Below are 17,476 nucleotides of genomic sequence, written 5' to 3'. Positions count from 1 at the left end.
TTTGAACTGAACTTGGGGCAGGGCCCCGAAATGGAGACTTAAAATGGCAGACATCAATGCGATTGTTGATCAGCTTTCCGAGCTGACCGTTCTTGAAGCTGCGGACCTCGCCAAGGCGCTCGAAGAGCGTTGGGGCGTTTCCGCCGCGGCCGCGGTTGCGGTTGCCGGCCCGGCCGGCGGCGGCGCCGCTGCCGCTCCGGCCGCCGAGGAGAAGACCGAATTCGACGTCATCCTCACCGGCGACGGCGGCAAGAAGATCAACGTGATCAAGGAAGTTCGCGCGATCACCGGCCTCGGCCTCGGCGAAGCCAAGGCGCTGGTCGAAGGCGCTCCGAAGGCGATCAAGGAAGGCGTGTCCAAGGCCGAGGCCGAGGACATCAAGAAGAAGATCGAGGAAGCCGGCGGCACCATCGAGCTGCGCTAAGGCTTTTTCGCCTTCGGGTGAAAAGGAGGGGCGGTCCCGTTGGGGCCGCCCCTTTTTTTGGGCCGCTGCCTTGCCCGCGACCGCGCGGGAGTCCCGAGCGGCTGAACCGCGGCCAAGGACGAGAAGGGTCTCCCAGTCCGGGCTCGGTTTGCGCTAACCTCGTTCACTTGGGTACGATGCGGTAGAGGCTCTGCCCTCCGCAGCCTCGACGGCACCGCCAAGGGCCGAGGACGTTTGACGCAGATGGACAAGAGCGAGTCGACCAGTCGCGGCGCGGGCGGAGCGGCCTTCGCCTGGGCCGTCCATGCCTTCACGGCAACGGGGGCCGCCCTCGCCTTCTTCGCCCTTCTGGCGGTCGAACAGGGCGACTATCGAATGGCCCTGATGTGGCTGGTCGCGGCGCTCGCGATCGACGGCATCGACGGCTCCTTCGCCCGAGCCGCCAAGGTCAAGACCCGCGCCGCCCGGATCGACGGCGACACGCTCGACCTCATCATCGACTATCTCACCTATGTCTTCGTCCCGACCGCCCTGATCGTCCGGGCGGGCCTGCTTCCGGAGCGGCTGGCCCCCTGGCTCGCCGCCTTGATCCTGATTTCGGCACTGTACAATTTCACCCGCCGCGACCTGAAGACGGAAGACAATTATTTTCGCGGCTTCCCCGCGCTGTGGAACGTCGTCGCCTTCTACCTTCTGGTGATGAGCCTTTCCCCGGCGACCGGAGCGGCGGTGGTCGTCCTCTTTGCGATCCTGACCTTCGCGCCGATCCATTTCGTGCACCCGTTCAGGGTCACCGACTTTGGCGTCTGGCTGCCCCTGATCGCCATCGCCTGGGTGACGGGAACGGTCGCTCTGCTCTGGCCGGGCTGGAGCGAGCCGGTCCGGACCGCCTGGCTCGCTTTATCGCTCGGCACGGCCGCCATCATCCTCCTGCTCGGCCTTTGGCGCAGTTTGCGGGGGCCGAAGCGCGCCTGAAACGCACGCCGCGGCGCTTCCCGGTTCAGTGAAGCGCCAGGATGGCGAAGGCGATCGCGGCGAAGACGGATGCTACCTGGATCCCGCGCCAGGGAACCCAGCCGATCGCGTCGAGGCTTCGCTCGCGCCGCCGGTGGCGACGCCATTCGCCGACCCCCGCCAGCACCGCCAGCGACAGCGACGCCGCGACGCCGGCCCACATGCCCCCTTGTGCACTCATTCCCGCTCCGTCATGAACCGGCCACACGGACCGCCTAGAAGATCGAGATAGGGAGACGAAGATGTTTCGGAAATGCCTGCTTGCCATTGCCCTGGTCGGCTCCGTCGCGTCCGCCGCCTGTGCGACCGCGCAGCAGGAAGCGGGCCTCGCCGCCGCCCACCAGCAGGCGCTCCGGGCCGCGGTCGCCGCTTCCACCCGGACTCCGGCCAATGTCGCCCGCGATCGCTATCGCCACCCTTATGAGACGCTGTCCTTCTTCGGGGTTCGTCCCACCGACACCGTGGTCGAGATCTGGCCCGGCGGCGGCTGGTACACCGAGATTCTCGCACCCTACGTGCTCCAGGGCGGCGGCACTTATTATGCGGCGGGAATGGGGGCGAACGGCCTCAATGGCGTTCGCCGGCTGATGGAGGCCAATCCGGCGCTCTACGGCAATGTCCGGCTTGCCGCCTTCCCCGCCTGGGAAGAATCGGAAACGCGCGTTCCCGACGGCAGCGCCGATGTCGTGCTGACCTTCCGCAACGTCCACAACTGGCAGATGGGCTATCAGCGCGAACGCGAACCCTATGGCGAGGAAGCGTTCCGCCAGATGTACCGGATGCTCAAGCCCGGCGGCACGCTCGGCATCGTCGACCATCGCCTTCCGGAAAGCGCCGATGCCGAGCGCGAGCGGACCAGCGGCTATGTCAAGGTTTCGACCGTTCGGCGCCTCGCCGAGGCGGCCGGCTTCCGCTTCGTCGGCGCTTCGGAAGTCAATGCCAATCCGAACGATACCGCCGACTGGCCGAACGGCGTCTGGACCCTTCCGCCAAGCCTTCGACTCGGCGACCAGGACCGCGAGCGCTATGTCGCCATCGGCGAAAGCGACCGGATGACGCTCAGGTTCGTCAAACCCGAATGAGGCTCAGCCCAGCTTGTCGAGCTTCTTCTGAAGCTCGGCGAGCTGCGCCTTCAGGGCAGCGAGCTCGGCCCGGGTATCGTCGTCCGCCGGCTTGTCCGGTTCGGCCGGCCGTGAGCGCTGGCCGGCGGCGGCCGCAGTGAACATTTCCATGTTGCGGCGGGCCAGTTCGGCGAAGGGATTGGCGACGAACGCGCCGGCCATCGCCTCGCGAAACTGGCTCTGGTTGCGCTGAAGCTGCTCGAGCGAGGCTTCGAGATATTGCGGCACCACCCCCTGCATCGAATCGCCGTAGAGGGAGATGAGCTGCCTGAGGAAATTGACGGGAAGCATCGTCGCTCCGGCGCGCGCTTCCTCCTCCATGATGATCTGGGTCAGGACGCCGCGGGTGATGTCCTCGCCCGACTTGGCATCGACCACTTTGAACTGCCGCTTCTGCCGGACCATCTCGGCCAGCCGGTCAAGCGTGATGTACGCCGAGCTTTCGGTATCGTAGAGCCGCCGGTTCGCATATTTCTTGATGATGACCACATCGTCGCCGGAACGGGACTCCGCCATGCCTGATTCCTCGACCAAAGAGGAAACCAGCTTAGCACCAAGGCTTACCGCACCGCAACATAGGCCTCGACCGCTTCCGCTCTTCCTTTCCATGCTGCGCGAACAGACTGCAGCAAATCCCGGCCGGATGCAGCGCGCCCTCGACGGCCTGAGGAAATATCAGGAGGCGCCCCGCCCCGCCGGCCCGCCGCTCATGCCGGTGGTGGATCAGGCGGACGGCGCGGTCCTGCGCGACTATGGCGGAAGCGGCCCGATCGCCCTTTTCATCCCGTCGCTGATCAACCCGCCGACCATTCTCGACCTCAGCGAGCAGCGTTCGCTGCTCCGCTGGCTTGCCTCGAGCGGCCGGCGCGTGCTCCTTCTCGACTGGGGCTGGCCCAACGGCGACCGCCCATCCCTTTCCGTTGCCGGCCATGTCGAGCGGATCCTCCTGCCCCTGCTCGATCGGGTCGGCGAGCCGGTCGATCTCGTCGGCTATTGCCTCGGCGGAACCATGGCCACGGCGGCGGCCCAGCTTGGCCCGGCACGAAGCCTGACGACGATCGCCGCGCCCTGGCATTTCGACGGCTTTCCGGCAGAGGCCCGGGCGAGTCTCGCCGAGCTGTGGCAATCGGCGAAGCCGACCACTCAGACGCTGGGGCTCCTGCCGATGGAGGTCCTGCAAAGCGCCTTCTGGAACCTCGATCCCGAACGGACCGTGGCAAAGTTCGAGGCCTTCGCCCAGCTTGAGGGACCCGACGCCGAGACCTTCGTCACGCTGGAAGACTGGGCCAATGACGGCCCGCCGATCGGCGGCGCCGCGGCGCGCGAAATGTTCGAACAATTCTTCGCCCGAGACCTGCCGGGCACCGGCCGATGGGAGGTCGGCGGCGAGCGGATCGATCCCGCGCGGATCGGGCGGCCCATCCTCAACATCGTTTCGACCACCGACCGGATCGTTCCGAACGCGACGGCGATGCGAGTCGGCGAGCGGATCGATCTCGCGCTCGGTCATGTCGGGATGATGGTCGGATCGCGTTCGAAGGCCAGGCTCTGGGAGCCGCTGGCAGGCTGGCTTTCCCGCACTGCAGCATGATGCTAAAGCCGCCCAGCAGGCTGGAATCCCTCCAGCTTTTCCGATGCCGCGACCCCGGCGCTGGCCGTGTCCGGCCGGCCTTGACCTGTTACGGGCGCCGAGCCTGAAGAAACGGAGACTCGTTCAATGACCGACGTCGTCATCACCGCCGCCAAGCGCACCCCCGTCGGCGCCTTCCTGGGCGCCTTTGCCGGCACTCCGGCGCACGAACTCGGACGAGTCGCGATCGAGGCCGCTCTCGCCCAGTCGGGAGTCGCTCCGGCGGAAGTTTCGGAAGTGATCCTCGGCCAGGTGCTGACGGCGGCCCAGGGCCAGAATCCGGCCCGCCAGGCGTCGATGGCGGCGGGCGTACCGAAGGAGATCCCGGCCTGGGGCGTCAACCAGGTCTGCGGTTCGGGCCTTCGCGCCGTCGCGCTCGCGACCCAGGCGATCCAGACCGGCGATGCCGGCGTGGTCGTCGCCGGCGGCCAGGAAAGCATGAGCCTTTCGGCGCACGCCCAGAATCTTCGCGGCGGCACCAAGATGGGCAATCTCGAGCTCGTCGACACGATGATCAGGGACGGCCTGACCGACGTCTTCAACGGCTATCATATGGGCATCACCGCCGAGAACCTGGCCGAGCAGTATCAGATCACCCGTTCCGACCAGGACAGTTTTGCCGTCGCCAGCCAGAACAAGGCCGAAGCGGCCCGGCGCGAGGGCCGGTTCCGCGACGAGATCGCGCCGGTCACGATCAAGGGCCGCAAGGGCGAGACGGTGGTCGATTCGGACGAATATATTCGCGAAGGCGTCACCATCGACGGTGTTTCCGGACTGAGGCCGGCCTTCAAGAAGGACGGAAGCGTCACCGCCGCCAATGCCTCGGGAATCAATGACGGCGCCGCCGCGCTCGTCCTGATGAGCCGGGAGGAAGCCGAGCGCCGCGGCGCTCCGATCCTCGCCCGGGTCGCCAGCTGGGCTTCGGCCGGGGTGGATCCGTCGATCATGGGCATCGGCCCGGTTCCGGCCACAAAGCGCGCTCTGGAGAAAGCCGGCTGGACCATCGGCGACCTCGACCTGATCGAGGCCAACGAAGCGTTCGCGGCCCAGGCGCTGGCGGTCGGCAAGGCGCTTGGCTGGGATCCGGAGAAGGTGAACGTCAATGGCGGCGCCATCGCCATCGGCCACCCGATCGGCGCGAGCGGTGCCCGGGTGCTGACCACCTTGCTCTACGAAATGGGCCGCCGCGACGCGAAGAAGGGCCTTGCCACGCTCTGCATCGGCGGCGGCATGGGCATCGCGCTCTGCGTCGAGCGCGACTGAAGCGCTCCGCCGCGAGCGCAAGCGAATCCATTCCCTTCCGCTGATCCGGGCGATCGGCCGGGCTTACGCCTCCGCCACCACCGGGCGCGAATGCCAGGCCTCGCCGTCGAAGGTGAAGCGGGCATGGCCGCGGCCGTCAAAGGCGGCGCCGTTCCATTCGATCACCTGCAGGTCGACCTCGTCGTTGCGCTGCGCGACGATGAGGTTGAAACTCTGCCTTTCGCCGGCCCGGAGCCGGGTCGACGTGGCGGTTCCGGCCTGAATGACCAGTGCCGGGCCGGCATTTTCCACCATTGCCCGGGCCGAGCTGGAAAAGGTGCGGTGGAAATGGCCGGCCAGAAGGATGTGCACTCCGGCGTCGCTCACCGCCTTCAGGGCATCCTCGTGCCGCCCGACGACCTTGCTCAACGCCCCTTCCTCGCCGATCGGCATCGCGAAGAGCGGATGATGGGTGACGAGGATTCGGGTCTTCTCGTCGGGCACGTCGCGGAACCGTTCGCGGATCATCGCCATCTGTTCATGATTGATCCGTCCGTCCTTGATGGTGAGGGAGCGGGCCGTGTTGATTCCGAGCACGGCGAGCCGCGCATTTTCGAACCAGGGGCATAGCTCGTCGTCGATGAAGCGGCGGTAGCGGTTGAGCGGCCGGACGAAACGGCGGATCACGTCATAGAGCGGCACGTCGTGATTGCCGGGGACGCCGAGCGTCTTCAGTCCCGCCGCCTCCAGCCGGTCGAGGAAGGCGCCGGCCTGGCGATACTGCTCGACCCGTGCCCGCTGCGTGAAGTCGCCGCTGATGACGACGAGGTCCGGCCGATGCTCGATCAGCCAGGCTTCCGCAGCGGCAACGACCGCGGGGTCGTGAGCGCCGAAATGGACGTCGGAAAGATGGGCTATTCGGGCCATTGCGGCTCAACGAGCCGTAGCCGAGATGGGTTCAGCGCCAGCGGCGATCGAACCGCCGGCCGAGCGTGGTCAGAAGCTCATATTGCGACAGGCCGGACTGGGCGGAGGCGCTCGGAAGGTCATAGTCGAGCTCGACCCAGTCGCCTTCCTTGAGTTGCGGCGACTGGTCGACGCCGATTGCCGTCAGGTCCATGGAGACCCGGCCGATCACCGGGAGCAGGCGCTCCCCCGACCGGGCCCGGCCCGTGTCCGAAAAGCCGCGAAGATAGCCGTCGGCATAGCCGATGTTGAGGATCGCAAGCTCATGCGGCCGATCGGCGGTGAAGGCGGCATTGTAGCCGACGCTTTCGCCCGCTCCGACCCGCCGACGCTGGATGATCTGGGCCTCCACCCGGACGACCGGCTTCAAATGGCCTTCCGCCTCCGGACGGGGAATGCCGCCATAAAGCGCAAGGCCCGGCCGCGTCAGATCGAACGCATAGTCGCCGCCCAGGCAGATCCCGGCGCTGTTGGCGAGGCTCCTGCGCTTCGCACCGGCACGCTCGGCGATCCCGGCAAAGGTGCACAGCTGCTCGGAATTGGCGGCGACATCCTCGTCGGCGCAGGCGAGGTGGCTCATCACCGTCTCGATCCTGAGGCCGTCGAGCAGGCCCGACTTCACCTCCGCCGGCGAGACTCCGAGCCGGTTCATCCCGGTGTCGATCATCACGTCGCAGGGCCTTCCGGTGGACCGCCACCGCTCCACCTGCCGGGCCGAATTGAGCACCGGGCGCGCCCGGGACGCAAGCGCGGCAACCATGTCGTCGGGCCCGACGCCGTGAAGCACCGACAGGTTGAGGTCGCCCGGCCAGGGCATCAGCGCCTCCGCTTCGGCCCAGGTGGAGACGAAGAAGTCGCGGCAGCCCGCATGCTGGAGCCGGCGGACGACCTCGCGAGCGCCGAGCCCGTAGCCGTCGGCTTTCACCGCCGCGCCGCAGGCGGCGCCGCCGCTGCGATGGGCGAGCCAGTGCCAGTTCGAAACGAGCGCGTCGCCGTCGAGGACGAGGCGGAGCGGGACGTGGACCATGGCGGCGGCCGTAGCGACGGGGCCGGAGCTAGTCCAATCTCTCCCCCGCCGCTCGGTCGGGAAGCCAGAGCAGGGTGACGATCAGGGCCATGGCGACGACGCCCCAGGTATACCACAGGCCCGAATAGGGATCACCGGTCGAAGCGGCGATGTAGCTGGCGATGAACGGCTGGAAGCCGCCGAAATAGCCGGTCCCGAAATGATAGGGGATCGACATCGAGCTGTAGCGGATCTGCGGCGGGAACATTTCGGCGAGGAGCGCGGCGACCGGCCCGAAGGTCGCCCCGGAAAGACAGGTGATCGCGAGCAGCGCCAGCAGGATCGTCGCGATCGCGCCGGCTCCGGGTTCGACCGGATCGAAACGATAGCCGGCCTGCTCGAGCAGGTTTCTTACCTGCGACGTGTCCGCCACCTCGACGGCACGGCCCCCGATGGTCAGAGCGAGTGGCGCCCCGGCTGCGCCCGACCGGGCCGTTCGGGAATCCGGAGCCGGAGCGAAGCTGTAGCGAACGCCCAGCCGCCCCAGCTCGCCCAGCACCTGCCCGCACAGATCGGCCTGGCGCTCGGCGAAGGGATCGAACTCGCAGCTCGTCCGCTGGATCGTCACCGGGGCACGCTCCGACGCGGCGGCAAAGCCGGGATTGGCGGCGGAACCCATCAGCCAGAAGATCGGGAAGAGCAGCAGGAGCGTCAGCGCATAGCCGATCACGATCGGCTTCTTGCGTCCGACCCGGTCGGACAGCCAGCCGAAGAAGATGTACCAGCCGCATCCGAGCAAAGCTCCGAACGCGACGACGATCTGGGCGGTGGTCGCTTCCACGCGCATCGTGTTCTGGAGCAGCGACAGGGTCGAGAACATGGCCGTGTACCAGATCACCGTCAGTCCGGCGGCGATCCCGAACATGGCGACGAACAGGCGCTTGAGGTTTCCGGGATAGGTGAAGCTGGCCTTGAACGGGTTGGCCGCGCAGCCGCCTTTTTCCTTCATCTCCTTGAAAACCGGGCTTTCCGACAATTTGAGCCGCATCCACAGCGACACGGCGAGAAGCAGGAGCGAAAAGAGGAAGGGCACCCGCCAGCCCCAGCTGTCCCAGGCCTCGGCGCTGATCAGCCCCTTGGTTCCGAGGACGACGGCGAGGCTGAGGACGAAGCCGCCGACCACCGAAGCCTGGATGAAGCTGGTATAGAATCCGGATTTCCCAGGCGGCGCATGTTCGGCGACATAGATGGCGGCGCCGCCATATTCGCCGCCGAGCGCCAGCCCCTGGCAGATCCGAAGCAGGATGATCAGAAGCGGCGCCGCAATCCCGATCGCCGCCGCCGACGGCACCAGGCCGACCCCGGCCGTTGCGACGCCCATCAGGGTGATGGTGACAAGGAAGGTATATTTCCGGCCGAGCCTGTCGCCCATATAGCCGAACAGGATGGCGCCGAGCGGCCGGAAGCCGAAGCCGACGGCAAAGCCGGCCCAGGCGAGCAGGGTCTGCATCGTCTCGCTGCCGGTGGGGAAAAAGGTCCGGCCGATGATCCCGGACGCCGCCAGCGTGCCGTAGATGAAGAAATCATACCATTCGAACACCGTGCCGACGGACGAGGCGCCGATCACCAGCCTCGTTCGCCCTGCCTGGCCGCCCTGATCCCGTGCCGCGACGCTCGCCATACCCCCTCCTTTTTTCCAAGGGTTTAGGCTGGCATTCCGCAGGCGCGCAAGCGGCTTCAGATCCTCAGATGGTCGAGGACGAGCGGAAGCAGGACTTGCGTCGCCCGTTCGGCTGCGCCTTTCTCGGTTCCGAAGGCGCCGTCCATCGCGAGGCGCGCAAAGCCGTGGACCAGCGACCAGCAGGCGATGGCCGGCGCCGCCTCGGGATCCTTGGGGCCGGCTTCGATCTCCTCCCCCTCCCGAACCGCGCGTTCCAGAATGGCAAAGGCGCGGCGGCTGGCGGCGCAATATTCGGGATCGTCGCGGTCGATCAGCGCGTAGCGCCACATCAGGTCGAAGCGGCCGCGCTCGGCGAGGGCGAAGCGGACATAGGCCATGCCCTGGCATCGCGCGCGTGCCTCGCGGCTGGCGCCGGTGTCGGCCGCCTCGAGCGCGTCGCCGAACCTTCGGAAGGCCTCTGCCGCGACGGCCGTGAGCAAGCCGCGGCTGTCGCGGAAATGGTGGGCGGGCGCCGCCGGCGACACGCCGGCGCGCCGGGCCACTTCGCGAAGGCTGAACCGGTCGATGCCACGCTCGTCGATCACCGCCCCCGCCGCCTCGATCAGCGCCGACCGGAGGGCGCCATGATGGTAGCCGCGCTCGCCGGAACTGGTCTTGACACTGTTCAGATCATCCTTCATACGCCATCTGTACGGTGTCAAGATAAGGAGTGCAATCGTGATCGATCCTTCCACCGCCTTCAGTCTCGGCGGACTGGCGGCGATGCTCGGCTGGGCCGGGCTGATCCTTTCCCTGCTCGTGCCCGCAGCTCGGCCGGCTGCGCTGGCGGCGGCGCAGCTGGTGATCCCCGCTCTCCTCGCTTTCGCCTATGTCCTTCTGATCTGGGTGGGCATGGGAGCGGAGGGCGGCGGCTTCGGATCGATCGAGGAGGTCCGCGCCCTGTTCGCCGACGACCATGCCTTGGCCGCGGGCTGGCTTCATTATCTCGCCTTCGACCTGTTCGTCGGCGCGTGGATCGTCCGCGACGGCCCTGGATCGGGCGTGCCCCGGATCGCCCTTTTGCCCTGCCTTCCGCTGACCTTCCTGTTCGGACCGGCGGGCCTGCTTCTCTACCTGCTGCTTCGCCTCGCCTTGCGCGGCCGCGGCCCCGCTCGAACGGAGACCCGATCATGACCAGCCTTGCGCTTCGTCCCCTCGACCTCGGCCTTCCGGCCCTCGCCGAGCTGATCCACCGCCAGCGGACGCTGGCCACCTATGGCCTGCTCATGCTCGTCTTCGCCCTGCTCGCCCTTGGCCTTCAGGGGATTGACGGCCGAACCCTGGAAGGCGGAGTCAATGTCTGGGTCAAGCCGGCCAAATTCTTCAGCTCGGTCGCGATCTTCACGCTCACGGCCGCCTGGTTCTTCGGCTATGTCCGGCCGGACCGTCGCGGTTCGGGTCCCATGCGCCTGGTCGTTGCCGGGATCCTCGTCGCCGGGAGCTTCGAGCTTGCCTGGATCAGCTGGCAGGCGGCGAACGGCCTGGAATCGCATTTCAATATCGGAACGCTGTTCCACGCCATCATGTATGGACTGATGGGCCTGTTCGCCCTGATCCTGACCGGGACCGTCCTTCCGCTGGCCTGGGAGATCGCACGGCGCCCCGCCGAAGGGCTGAGCCGCGACTTCGTCGCCGCGCTCGTGATCGGCCTCCTCCTCACCTTCCTGCTCGGGGCCGGCTTCGGCGCCTATATGAGCGCCCAGCCCGGCCATTCGGTGGGAATGGAGGGCGGGCGACTTCCGCTGTTCGGCTGGAACCGAAGCGGCGGCGATCTCAGGATCGCCCACTTCCTCGGAATCCACGCCGAACAGGCGATCCCGATCCTTGCCGCACTCGTCGCCGGCTATTCCTCCCGGATCCGCTGGGCAGCGGTGATCGGCGGAAGCGCGCTCTACGTCGCCGTCACCGTCGCCCTGTTCGCCCAGGCCGCGGCCGGGCGGCCCTTCCTGCCGCTTTAGGCGCGAGACTCGTTCAATCCCGGCGACCGATCGCTCCCCAACGACAATCCCGTTCGATCTTCAAGCGCGAACCTGCACCCTGCAGGCATTGGAGCAGACCGTCGACGCCAATTCCGGACTGCCGTTCGGGCGGAAGGTTCCGTCGGAACGGCAGCGTCCAGAGCCTGTCGTGCTTCAGATCACGCCGAAGTCGCTCGCGCTGAGGTTGAGATTGGTGGACACGGTAGCGAACTGGACTGCAGCGCCAGCGCCATTGCCGTCGGCGTCGAAATAGAGCGCGCCGGTGGTCGGATCGTAGAGGATCCGGTCATCCGCGGTCTGGGCCGCGTTGCCCGTTCGGAACGCGGCCGCCGACAGTGCGCCGAGCCCGAGGCCGGTGAACACCGCATGATCGAGCAGGATCTTGTCGATACCCACTTCGAAGTCGACGATAGTGTCGACATTGTCGCCGCCCAAGGCCGTGTCGAATACGAAGGCGTCCGCTCCATCTCCCCCAATCAGGAAATCGGCACCAAGGCCGCCGGCGAGCAGATCGTCGCCGCCATTGCCGACGAGCCGGTTGGCCCCGGCGCTGCCGTACAGGATGTCGCCATATTCGGTGCCGTTGACGTTCTCGATCGAGATGAGCACGTCGCCCTCGGCATAGTTCCAGCGGCCAATGCCGCCGGCAAGGTCGATCCACACCGCACCGAAATTGCCGCCATAGTCGGCCGTGTCGTTCCCGCTGCCGCCATCGATCTCGTCGGCACCCGGGCCGCCATGGATAAGATCGTTGCCGCCATTGCCGACGAGCCGGTTGGCCCCTGCGCTACCGTACAGAATGTCGCCATATTCGGTGCCGTTGACGTTCTCGATCGAGGTGAGAACATCGCCCTCGGCATAGTTCCAGCGGCCAATGCCGCCGGCAAGGTCGATCCACACCGCACCGAAATTGCCGCCATAGTCGGCCGTGTCGTTCCCGCTGCCGCCATCGATCTCGTCGGCACCCGGGCCGCCATGGATAAGATCGTTGCCGCCATTGCCGACGAGCCGGTTGGCCCCTGCGCTACCGTACAGAATGTCGCCATATTCGGTGCCGTTGACGTTCTCGATCGAGGTGAGAACATCGCCCTCGGCATAGTTCCAGCGGCCAATGCCGCCGGCAAGATCGATCCACACCGCACCGAAATTGCCGCCATAGTCGGCCGTGTCGTTCCCGCTGCCGCCGTCGATCTCGTCGGCGCCCGCGCCGCCATGGATAAGATCGTTGCCTTCCGCAGCAAATATTCGGTCGGCAGCGTTGGTGCCAAATATGAGATTCGCGCCTGCGTCGCCATTGATGATCCCGTCGGGAGCCAAATCGATGGCAACTAGGTCGGAGTCTGTAAGCTCGCCACCTTCACCGCTCCAACCCTGATCCGAGGTGGTAATCGAAAGCGTGTCCTGTCCGCTGAAGTTCAGACCGCCGCGGTAAACCAGCCCGTCGAGCGCGGCGTTGATGGCGGCGGAACTGCCGCTGATCAGAACCTGATTCGAGCCGTTTCCAGTAACGACCGGAAGCCCTGCCGTTGAAGCCAGGGTGAGAGTTCCTTCGCTGACGGAGAGAGTAACTGTAAGCTGCGGCGCCTCTGCATCGGCAACGGTTATCTGGTTTCCGCCAGCGGCACTGAAAACAAGGTCCGTGTCCTCGACACCTTCCTGATTGCCCGGCACGCTGATCGTCGGAGCGTCATTGATGGACCGAACAGTGACGGTTCGGGAAGCGAAGTTGCTGACGACCGTTTCATCCGTGACCGAAAAAGTGACCACTCGGTCGTTCGTCAAAGGCGACTGGGAGAGATTGGAATAGGTCACCGCTCGCAGCGCATTCTGCCATTGCGCCAGCGTGGCAGTGGCTCCTTCCGAGTGAAGGGTTATTGCCGACGTGCCTCGACCCTGGACAATTTGGATGTTGCCATAATTTGACGGGTTGTCATTGATAAAGCTGAGAACGTCCGATCCTGAGCCGGATGTGACCGCGACCACTGCGTTGACGATTGGCGAGTCAGGGTCAACGACTTCAATGTTCGGATCGACTATGATCGGTCCGGAATCCTCGACGAAATTGCTGGCGCCGCCCGACGTGATCACTGTTGGAGCATCGTTCACGGGCACGAAGGCAATCTGCCGCGTGAAGCTAGCGCTGTCCTGGCCGCCTTCCGCAGTGCCACCACCATCGACCAAGGTGAAGGTTACCGTACGAGGGACGGCAGTGGGATCTTCGGAGGTGGAAGAGATACGCACCGCTTCGACCAGCAGCTTGACCGTCAAGTCGGTCGCATTGGCATTGAGCGTGATGATGATGCTCGTTGCCGTGGACGCGATGGTACCGACGACGACATTGTTCACCAGCACCTGGTTCCCGGACAGTTCCAACCCGCGACCCGCCGAATTGGACAGAGCAAGTGAGAGCTGGTCTCCGTCGACGCTCCCCGAAGTGATCGCGACCGTCAGTGTCCCGCCTGCGAAGTTCGCGCTGTCCGCATCGGAGACCGAGGCGTTGAAGACAATCTGACGACCAGCTTCGTTTTCCGTGTAGGTGACGTCCGGATTGTCAAGGGTCACCAGAAAGAGATCTGTTGCCCCGTTCGTGTCGCCGGGCACGAGTATGGTGCTGCTGCTGTAGAATGCGACCTGCGATCCATCCGGCGTGAACTGGGGCTGGCCGCCTGAGCCCTGACCCCCCGATGAATTGCGCGAGACGAAGGTGATGCTTCCGCTATTCAAATCCTTCACAAAGATTCCGGAGGAACCGACACTGGAGCCGAAATTGATCGAGTAGCTCTCAAAGATGATCTTCGTCCCATCTGGCGAGAAGCGGGGCGCCAGGCTGGATCCACTACCCTGAACGCCGCTCTCGGTGGACGAGACGAGGGTAACCGCGCCGGTTACCAGATCCTTCACGAAAACATCGTTGGTTCCGTTCGAGTCGCCAGCGACAAGGTTACTGGCCGAGCTGCTGAACACGACGCGAGTGCCGTCGGCAGAAAATTGCGCTCCGGAGCTGCTGCCGTTGGCCTGAACACCAGCGGAATTGGTGGAAATCCGGGTGACTGTACCGCTGATCAGGTCCTTGGCGAAGATGTCGTAGGGACCGGAGCCCATCGTTGCCGAGCTGCGATAGAGAAGCTTCGTTCCATCCGGCGAGAATGCCGGTTCCGATGCATCTCCAGTCGAGACTAACTCAAGCGTCCCAGTCGTCAGATCCTTTAGATAGACCGAGAACTCCGCCCCGTTGCTCATCGAGAAGGCCATCTTCGAGCCGTCCGGACTGAAGACAGGAGAGCCCGCGCCAAAACCGTTCAGCTGAACACCCCCGGAGCCCGTCGAAACGCGCGTGATGCTGCCGGTGGTGAGGTCCTTGATGAATATGTCCGCCATGCCGTTTGTGTCGCCGGCGACAAGATTGGTCGCAGCGCTTACAAAGGCGATCTTGTCGCCTCCCGGCAGGAAGACTGGAGCTAGGCTGTATCCATCGGCTTGCGCCCCACCGGCACTAGTGGAGACTCGCTGGACTTCGCCGGTGAGCAGGTTCTTTACGAATATGTCGCTCGCATTGTTCGTGTCCCCCGCGACGAGGTTCGTCGCCAAGCTCCGAAAGGCGATGTACGTTCCGTCAGGGGAGAAAGCGAGATCGAAGCTGCTGCCATTCGCCTGGATCCCCCCGGACCCGGTGGACAGGCGCTGGACCGAGAAAGTTGGTGCCGAGAAGTTAGGTGCTTGATTGGATGTCACATTGCCCCCTTCAACGATCGATCGTCGTTCTTCTAAAAGCTGAATATTGTGGTTCTAATTACTGAGCCGCGGGACCCCTCGCTCCCGCTTGGACGTCAGGCGCATCGTTGCTTCAGATCGCCTTCCGCAAAGACTCGATCAGATTATGGTAGCCTCTCACCTCCAGTGGCCGGCAATGTCCAGGGGAAGCGGCACACACGCTCGAAGCATGTGAGCTCCTGAACACGCCCATTGCAAGATATCACTTCTGGAAAGAGCCCGTCGGTTCCCGAAGGAACTTGAATCCGTCGGTTCCCGAAGGAACTTGAATGAGAAAATGCGACCCTCGACAGTATCGAGCGCCGATTCAACGTCGGATTTAACTTGCACCCCGAGGATCTGACAAGAAGATTCTTTATCGCGGAATGTCGAATTCTGCCAATGCCTTACCCTATCAGCGGCAATTCCCTCTGTTCGGGGTCGAACCGGTGCCAGCCGCCGGGGCCGAGCTTTTCGAGCGGGCGGAAGCGGGCCTTGTAGGCCATGCGCCTGGCATCGGCGACCCAGTAGCCGAGATAGACATAAGGCAGCCCCGCCCGGCCCGCGCGGACGATATGGTCGAGGATGATATAGGTGCCGAGACCGCCGCGAACCGGATGGTCCGGCTCGAAGAAGCTGTAGATCATCGAAAGTCCGTCGGCCTGCTGATCCGTCAGGCAGGCGCCGACCAGCCGGCCGGGCTTGCCGTCGCTGGACGGCTCCCGATATTCGATGATGTAGGTCCGTACCGGGCTTTGCTCGACCATGTCGGCAAAGTCGTGCTCGTCCATTTCGACCATGCCGCCGTCGGGATGGCGCGCCTTCAGGTAGCGGCGAAGAAGCTGATATTGTTCCTCCGTTGCCCAGGGCTTGCAGGCGGTGACCTCGAGATCGGTGTTGCGCTTGAGCAGCCGGCGCTGGGTCGAGCTCGGCTGGAACTCGCCGGCGACGACTCGAACCGAGACGCAGGCGGCGCAGTCCAGGCAGCTCGGCCGGTAGGCGACGTTCTGGCTCCGGCGGAAGCCGATCCGGCCGAGGGCGTCGTTCAGCTCGCTCGCATGGGGGCCCGTCAGCTCCGTGAACACCTTCCGCTCCGTCTTGCCCGGAAGATAGGGACAAGGCGCGGGCGTGGTGACGAAGAAACGGGGGAAGCGGAAAGGTGCGCTCAACTCGACTCCGGCGACTCTTGGGACTGGTTGATAAATTCTTATGAGCCCAAGCCGGGTCCATGGAAAGGCCCGTTCGCGGTAAAAACCCCGCCATCCGGAGCTCGTATCAGCGCGGGACGAAGCCTTATTCGATTGCTACCGGATGGACCTGGAAAGCCTGGGCCTTGAGCGCATCGGTAAGCCGGCGGATCTGTTCGGAATCGCGCGCCTCGCACTCGATGTCGATCGCCGCGTCCTTGGCCGGAAGGGTGGTGTAGATGCGCTGGTGATAGACCTCGACGACGTTGACCTCATGGTCGCTGAACAGCTTCATCACCGCGTTGAGGGCGCCGGGCCGGTCCTGGAGCTGGATCCGAAGACGGGTCATTCGGCCGGATCGGGCAAGGTCGCGCAAAAGCACGTTGGCCAGCAGATGCGTGTCGATATTGCCGCCGCTGAGGATCAGGCCGACATTCCGGCCCTTCACCCGGCCCGGATTGCCGAGCAAGGCGGCGAGGCCGACGGCGCCGGCCCCCTCGACCACCGACTTCTGGGCGGCCACGATCAGGCTGATCGCCGCCTCGATGTCCTGCTCGGGAACGAGGATGATGTCGTCGACGATCAGGTTGATGATCCCCGACGTGAGCAGTCCCGGAGCCTTGACGGCGATCCCCTCGGCGATCGTGTCGCCGGCGCAGGGCAGGTTCTGGCGGGCGAACTTGGCGAACATTGAAGGATAAAGCTCGGCCTGGACTCCGATCACCTCGATTTCGGGCTTCAGCGCCTTGGCGGCGGTGCCGATTCCGGCAATCAGCCCGCCGCCGCCGATCGGAACGACCAGCGTATCGATCTCGGGAATGTCGGCGAGCATCTCCAGCGCCACCGTTCCCTGCCCGGCAATGACTTCAAGATCGTCGAACGGGTGGACGAAGGTGAGTCCGCGCTCCTCCCCAAGCCGCATCGCCTCGGAATAGGCGTCGTCGAATATCGTCCCATGGATCACGACCTCGGCGCCATGCCCCTGGGTCTGGCTGATCTTCACGCTCGGCGTGCCTTCCGGCATCACGATCACCGCCGGAACTCCGAGGCGACGGGCATGATAAGCGAGCGCCTGCGCATGATTGCCCGCGGAAGCGGCGATCACGCCGCGCGAGCGGGTGCCTTCCTCCATGAGGAGCAGCTTGTTGAGCGCTCCGCGCTCCTTGTAGGCGCCGGTATGCTGGAGATTTTCGAACTTCAGATAGATGTTCGTCCCGAGCCGGTCGGAAAGAGCCCGGCTGAACAGAGTCGGGGTCCGCACCACCGCGCCGTCGATGCGCCGGGCGGCCGCTTCGATGTCGGAAAGGCTGATCGGAAGGTTCGCCTGCGAGGCCGGATTTGCCATGAGCCTGGCTCTAGGCCGCGGGCCGGCGACCGGCAATGGCCTGATCGCGGCAGGCACCGACCGCTTCGGCGGTCAGGCGCGAAAGCCACTGC

General features: G+C 65.3%; 16 protein-coding genes. 7 read left to right on the top strand and 9 right to left on the bottom strand.

Features of this window, described 5'->3' with window-relative positions; genetic code table 11:
• The first annotated feature begins 43 nt into the window (after nucleotides 1-43).
• Both rplL and ACRYLT_RS08775 read left to right on the top strand, forming a co-directional pair.
• Nucleotides 44-424: a 50S ribosomal protein L7/L12 gene (gene rplL, locus ACRYLT_RS08780; protein ID WP_482663707.1), complete on the top strand. Its 381-nt coding sequence runs from the start codon at nucleotides 44-46 to the stop codon at nucleotides 422-424.
• A 243-nt stretch (nucleotides 425-667) separates the two neighbouring features.
• Nucleotides 668-1,399, top strand: coding sequence for a CDP-alcohol phosphatidyltransferase family protein (locus ACRYLT_RS08775; RefSeq protein WP_482663706.1), 732 nt, complete (start codon nucleotides 668-670; stop codon nucleotides 1,397-1,399).
• A gap of 25 nt (nucleotides 1,400-1,424) precedes the next feature.
• On the opposite strand, the gene ACRYLT_RS08770 is transcribed toward ACRYLT_RS08775, so the two are convergent.
• Nucleotides 1,425-1,619 carry a hypothetical protein gene (locus tag ACRYLT_RS08770; protein WP_482663705.1) on the bottom strand — a complete coding sequence of 65 codons (195 nt, stop codon included), beginning with the start codon at nucleotides 1,617-1,619 and terminating at the stop codon, nucleotides 1,425-1,427.
• Nucleotides 1,620-1,680: 61 nt separating this feature from the next.
• On the opposite strand from ACRYLT_RS08770, the gene ACRYLT_RS08765 reads away from it, so the two are divergent.
• Entirely contained in the window at nucleotides 1,681-2,520 is an 840-nt protein-coding gene (locus ACRYLT_RS08765; RefSeq protein ID WP_482663704.1) for a class I SAM-dependent methyltransferase, read from the top strand.
• 3 nt (nucleotides 2,521-2,523) lie between these two features.
• Here ACRYLT_RS08765 and phaR read toward each other — a convergent pair whose 3' ends face one another.
• Nucleotides 2,524-3,075 carry a polyhydroxyalkanoate synthesis repressor PhaR gene (gene phaR / locus ACRYLT_RS08760; protein ID WP_482663703.1) on the bottom strand — a complete coding sequence of 184 codons (552 nt, stop codon included), beginning with the start codon at nucleotides 3,073-3,075 and terminating at the stop codon, nucleotides 2,524-2,526.
• 127 nt (nucleotides 3,076-3,202) lie between these two features.
• Here phaR and ACRYLT_RS08755 point away from each other — a divergent pair, with 127 nt between their 5' ends.
• Both ACRYLT_RS08755 and ACRYLT_RS08750 read left to right on the top strand, forming a co-directional pair.
• Nucleotides 3,203-4,150 carry an alpha/beta fold hydrolase gene (locus ACRYLT_RS08755; protein WP_482663702.1) on the top strand — a complete coding sequence of 316 codons (948 nt, stop codon included), beginning with the start codon at nucleotides 3,203-3,205 and terminating at the stop codon, nucleotides 4,148-4,150.
• Nucleotides 4,151-4,276: 126 nt separating this feature from the next.
• On the top strand, nucleotides 4,277-5,452 hold the full coding sequence (locus ACRYLT_RS08750) for an acetyl-CoA C-acetyltransferase (protein ID WP_482663701.1): 1,176 nt from the start codon (nucleotides 4,277-4,279) through the stop codon (nucleotides 5,450-5,452).
• Between the two features lie 63 nt (nucleotides 5,453-5,515).
• Here ACRYLT_RS08750 and ACRYLT_RS08745 read toward each other — a convergent pair whose 3' ends face one another.
• From ACRYLT_RS08745 to ACRYLT_RS08730, 4 genes are read right to left on the bottom strand one after another with little or no spacing between them, the layout of a single operon-like run.
• Nucleotides 5,516-6,358: a metallophosphoesterase family protein gene (locus tag ACRYLT_RS08745; RefSeq protein WP_482663700.1), complete on the bottom strand. Its 843-nt coding sequence runs from the start codon at nucleotides 6,356-6,358 to the stop codon at nucleotides 5,516-5,518.
• Between the two features lie 31 nt (nucleotides 6,359-6,389).
• Nucleotides 6,390-7,424 carry an alanine racemase gene (alr, locus tag ACRYLT_RS08740; protein ID WP_482663699.1) on the bottom strand — a complete coding sequence of 345 codons (1,035 nt, stop codon included), beginning with the start codon at nucleotides 7,422-7,424 and terminating at the stop codon, nucleotides 6,390-6,392.
• Nucleotides 7,425-7,452: 28 nt separating this feature from the next.
• Entirely contained in the window at nucleotides 7,453-9,084 is a 1,632-nt protein-coding gene (locus ACRYLT_RS08735; protein ID WP_482663698.1) for an MFS transporter, read from the bottom strand.
• A 56-nt stretch (nucleotides 9,085-9,140) separates the two neighbouring features.
• A complete protein-coding gene (locus ACRYLT_RS08730; RefSeq protein WP_482663697.1) occupies nucleotides 9,141-9,764 on the bottom strand; it encodes a TetR/AcrR family transcriptional regulator in 624 nt (207 codons plus the stop codon).
• A 37-nt stretch (nucleotides 9,765-9,801) separates the two neighbouring features.
• On the opposite strand from ACRYLT_RS08730, the gene ACRYLT_RS08725 reads away from it, so the two are divergent.
• Together ACRYLT_RS08725 and ACRYLT_RS08720 are read left to right on the top strand one after the other, a co-directional pair.
• On the top strand, nucleotides 9,802-10,257 hold the full coding sequence (locus ACRYLT_RS08725; RefSeq protein ID WP_482663696.1) for an abscisic acid-deficient protein Aba4 family protein: 456 nt from the start codon (nucleotides 9,802-9,804) through the stop codon (nucleotides 10,255-10,257).
• Entirely contained in the window at nucleotides 10,254-11,081 is an 828-nt protein-coding gene (locus ACRYLT_RS08720; protein WP_482663695.1) for a hypothetical protein, read from the top strand. The genes ACRYLT_RS08725 and ACRYLT_RS08720 overlap by 4 nt, the downstream gene beginning before the upstream one ends.
• Nucleotides 11,082-11,255: 174 nt before the next feature.
• Here ACRYLT_RS08720 and ACRYLT_RS08715 read toward each other — a convergent pair whose 3' ends face one another.
• From ACRYLT_RS08715 to ACRYLT_RS08705, 3 genes are all read right to left on the bottom strand, one after another.
• Nucleotides 11,256-14,834: a hypothetical protein gene (locus tag ACRYLT_RS08715; RefSeq protein ID WP_482663694.1), complete on the bottom strand. Its 3,579-nt coding sequence runs from the start codon at nucleotides 14,832-14,834 to the stop codon at nucleotides 11,256-11,258.
• 425 nt (nucleotides 14,835-15,259) lie between these two features.
• A complete protein-coding gene (locus ACRYLT_RS08710; RefSeq protein WP_482663693.1) occupies nucleotides 15,260-16,021 on the bottom strand; it encodes an arginyltransferase in 762 nt (253 codons plus the stop codon).
• Nucleotides 16,022-16,145: 124 nt separating this feature from the next.
• Nucleotides 16,146-17,384, bottom strand: coding sequence for a threonine ammonia-lyase (locus ACRYLT_RS08705; protein ID WP_482663692.1), 1,239 nt, complete (start codon nucleotides 17,382-17,384; stop codon nucleotides 16,146-16,148).
• Between the last annotated feature and the right edge of the window lie 92 nt (nucleotides 17,385-17,476).

This window comes from Sphingosinicella sp. SM1-17 (assembly GCF_056821765.1).
This window is presented reverse-complemented; position numbering and strand designations above follow the sequence as displayed.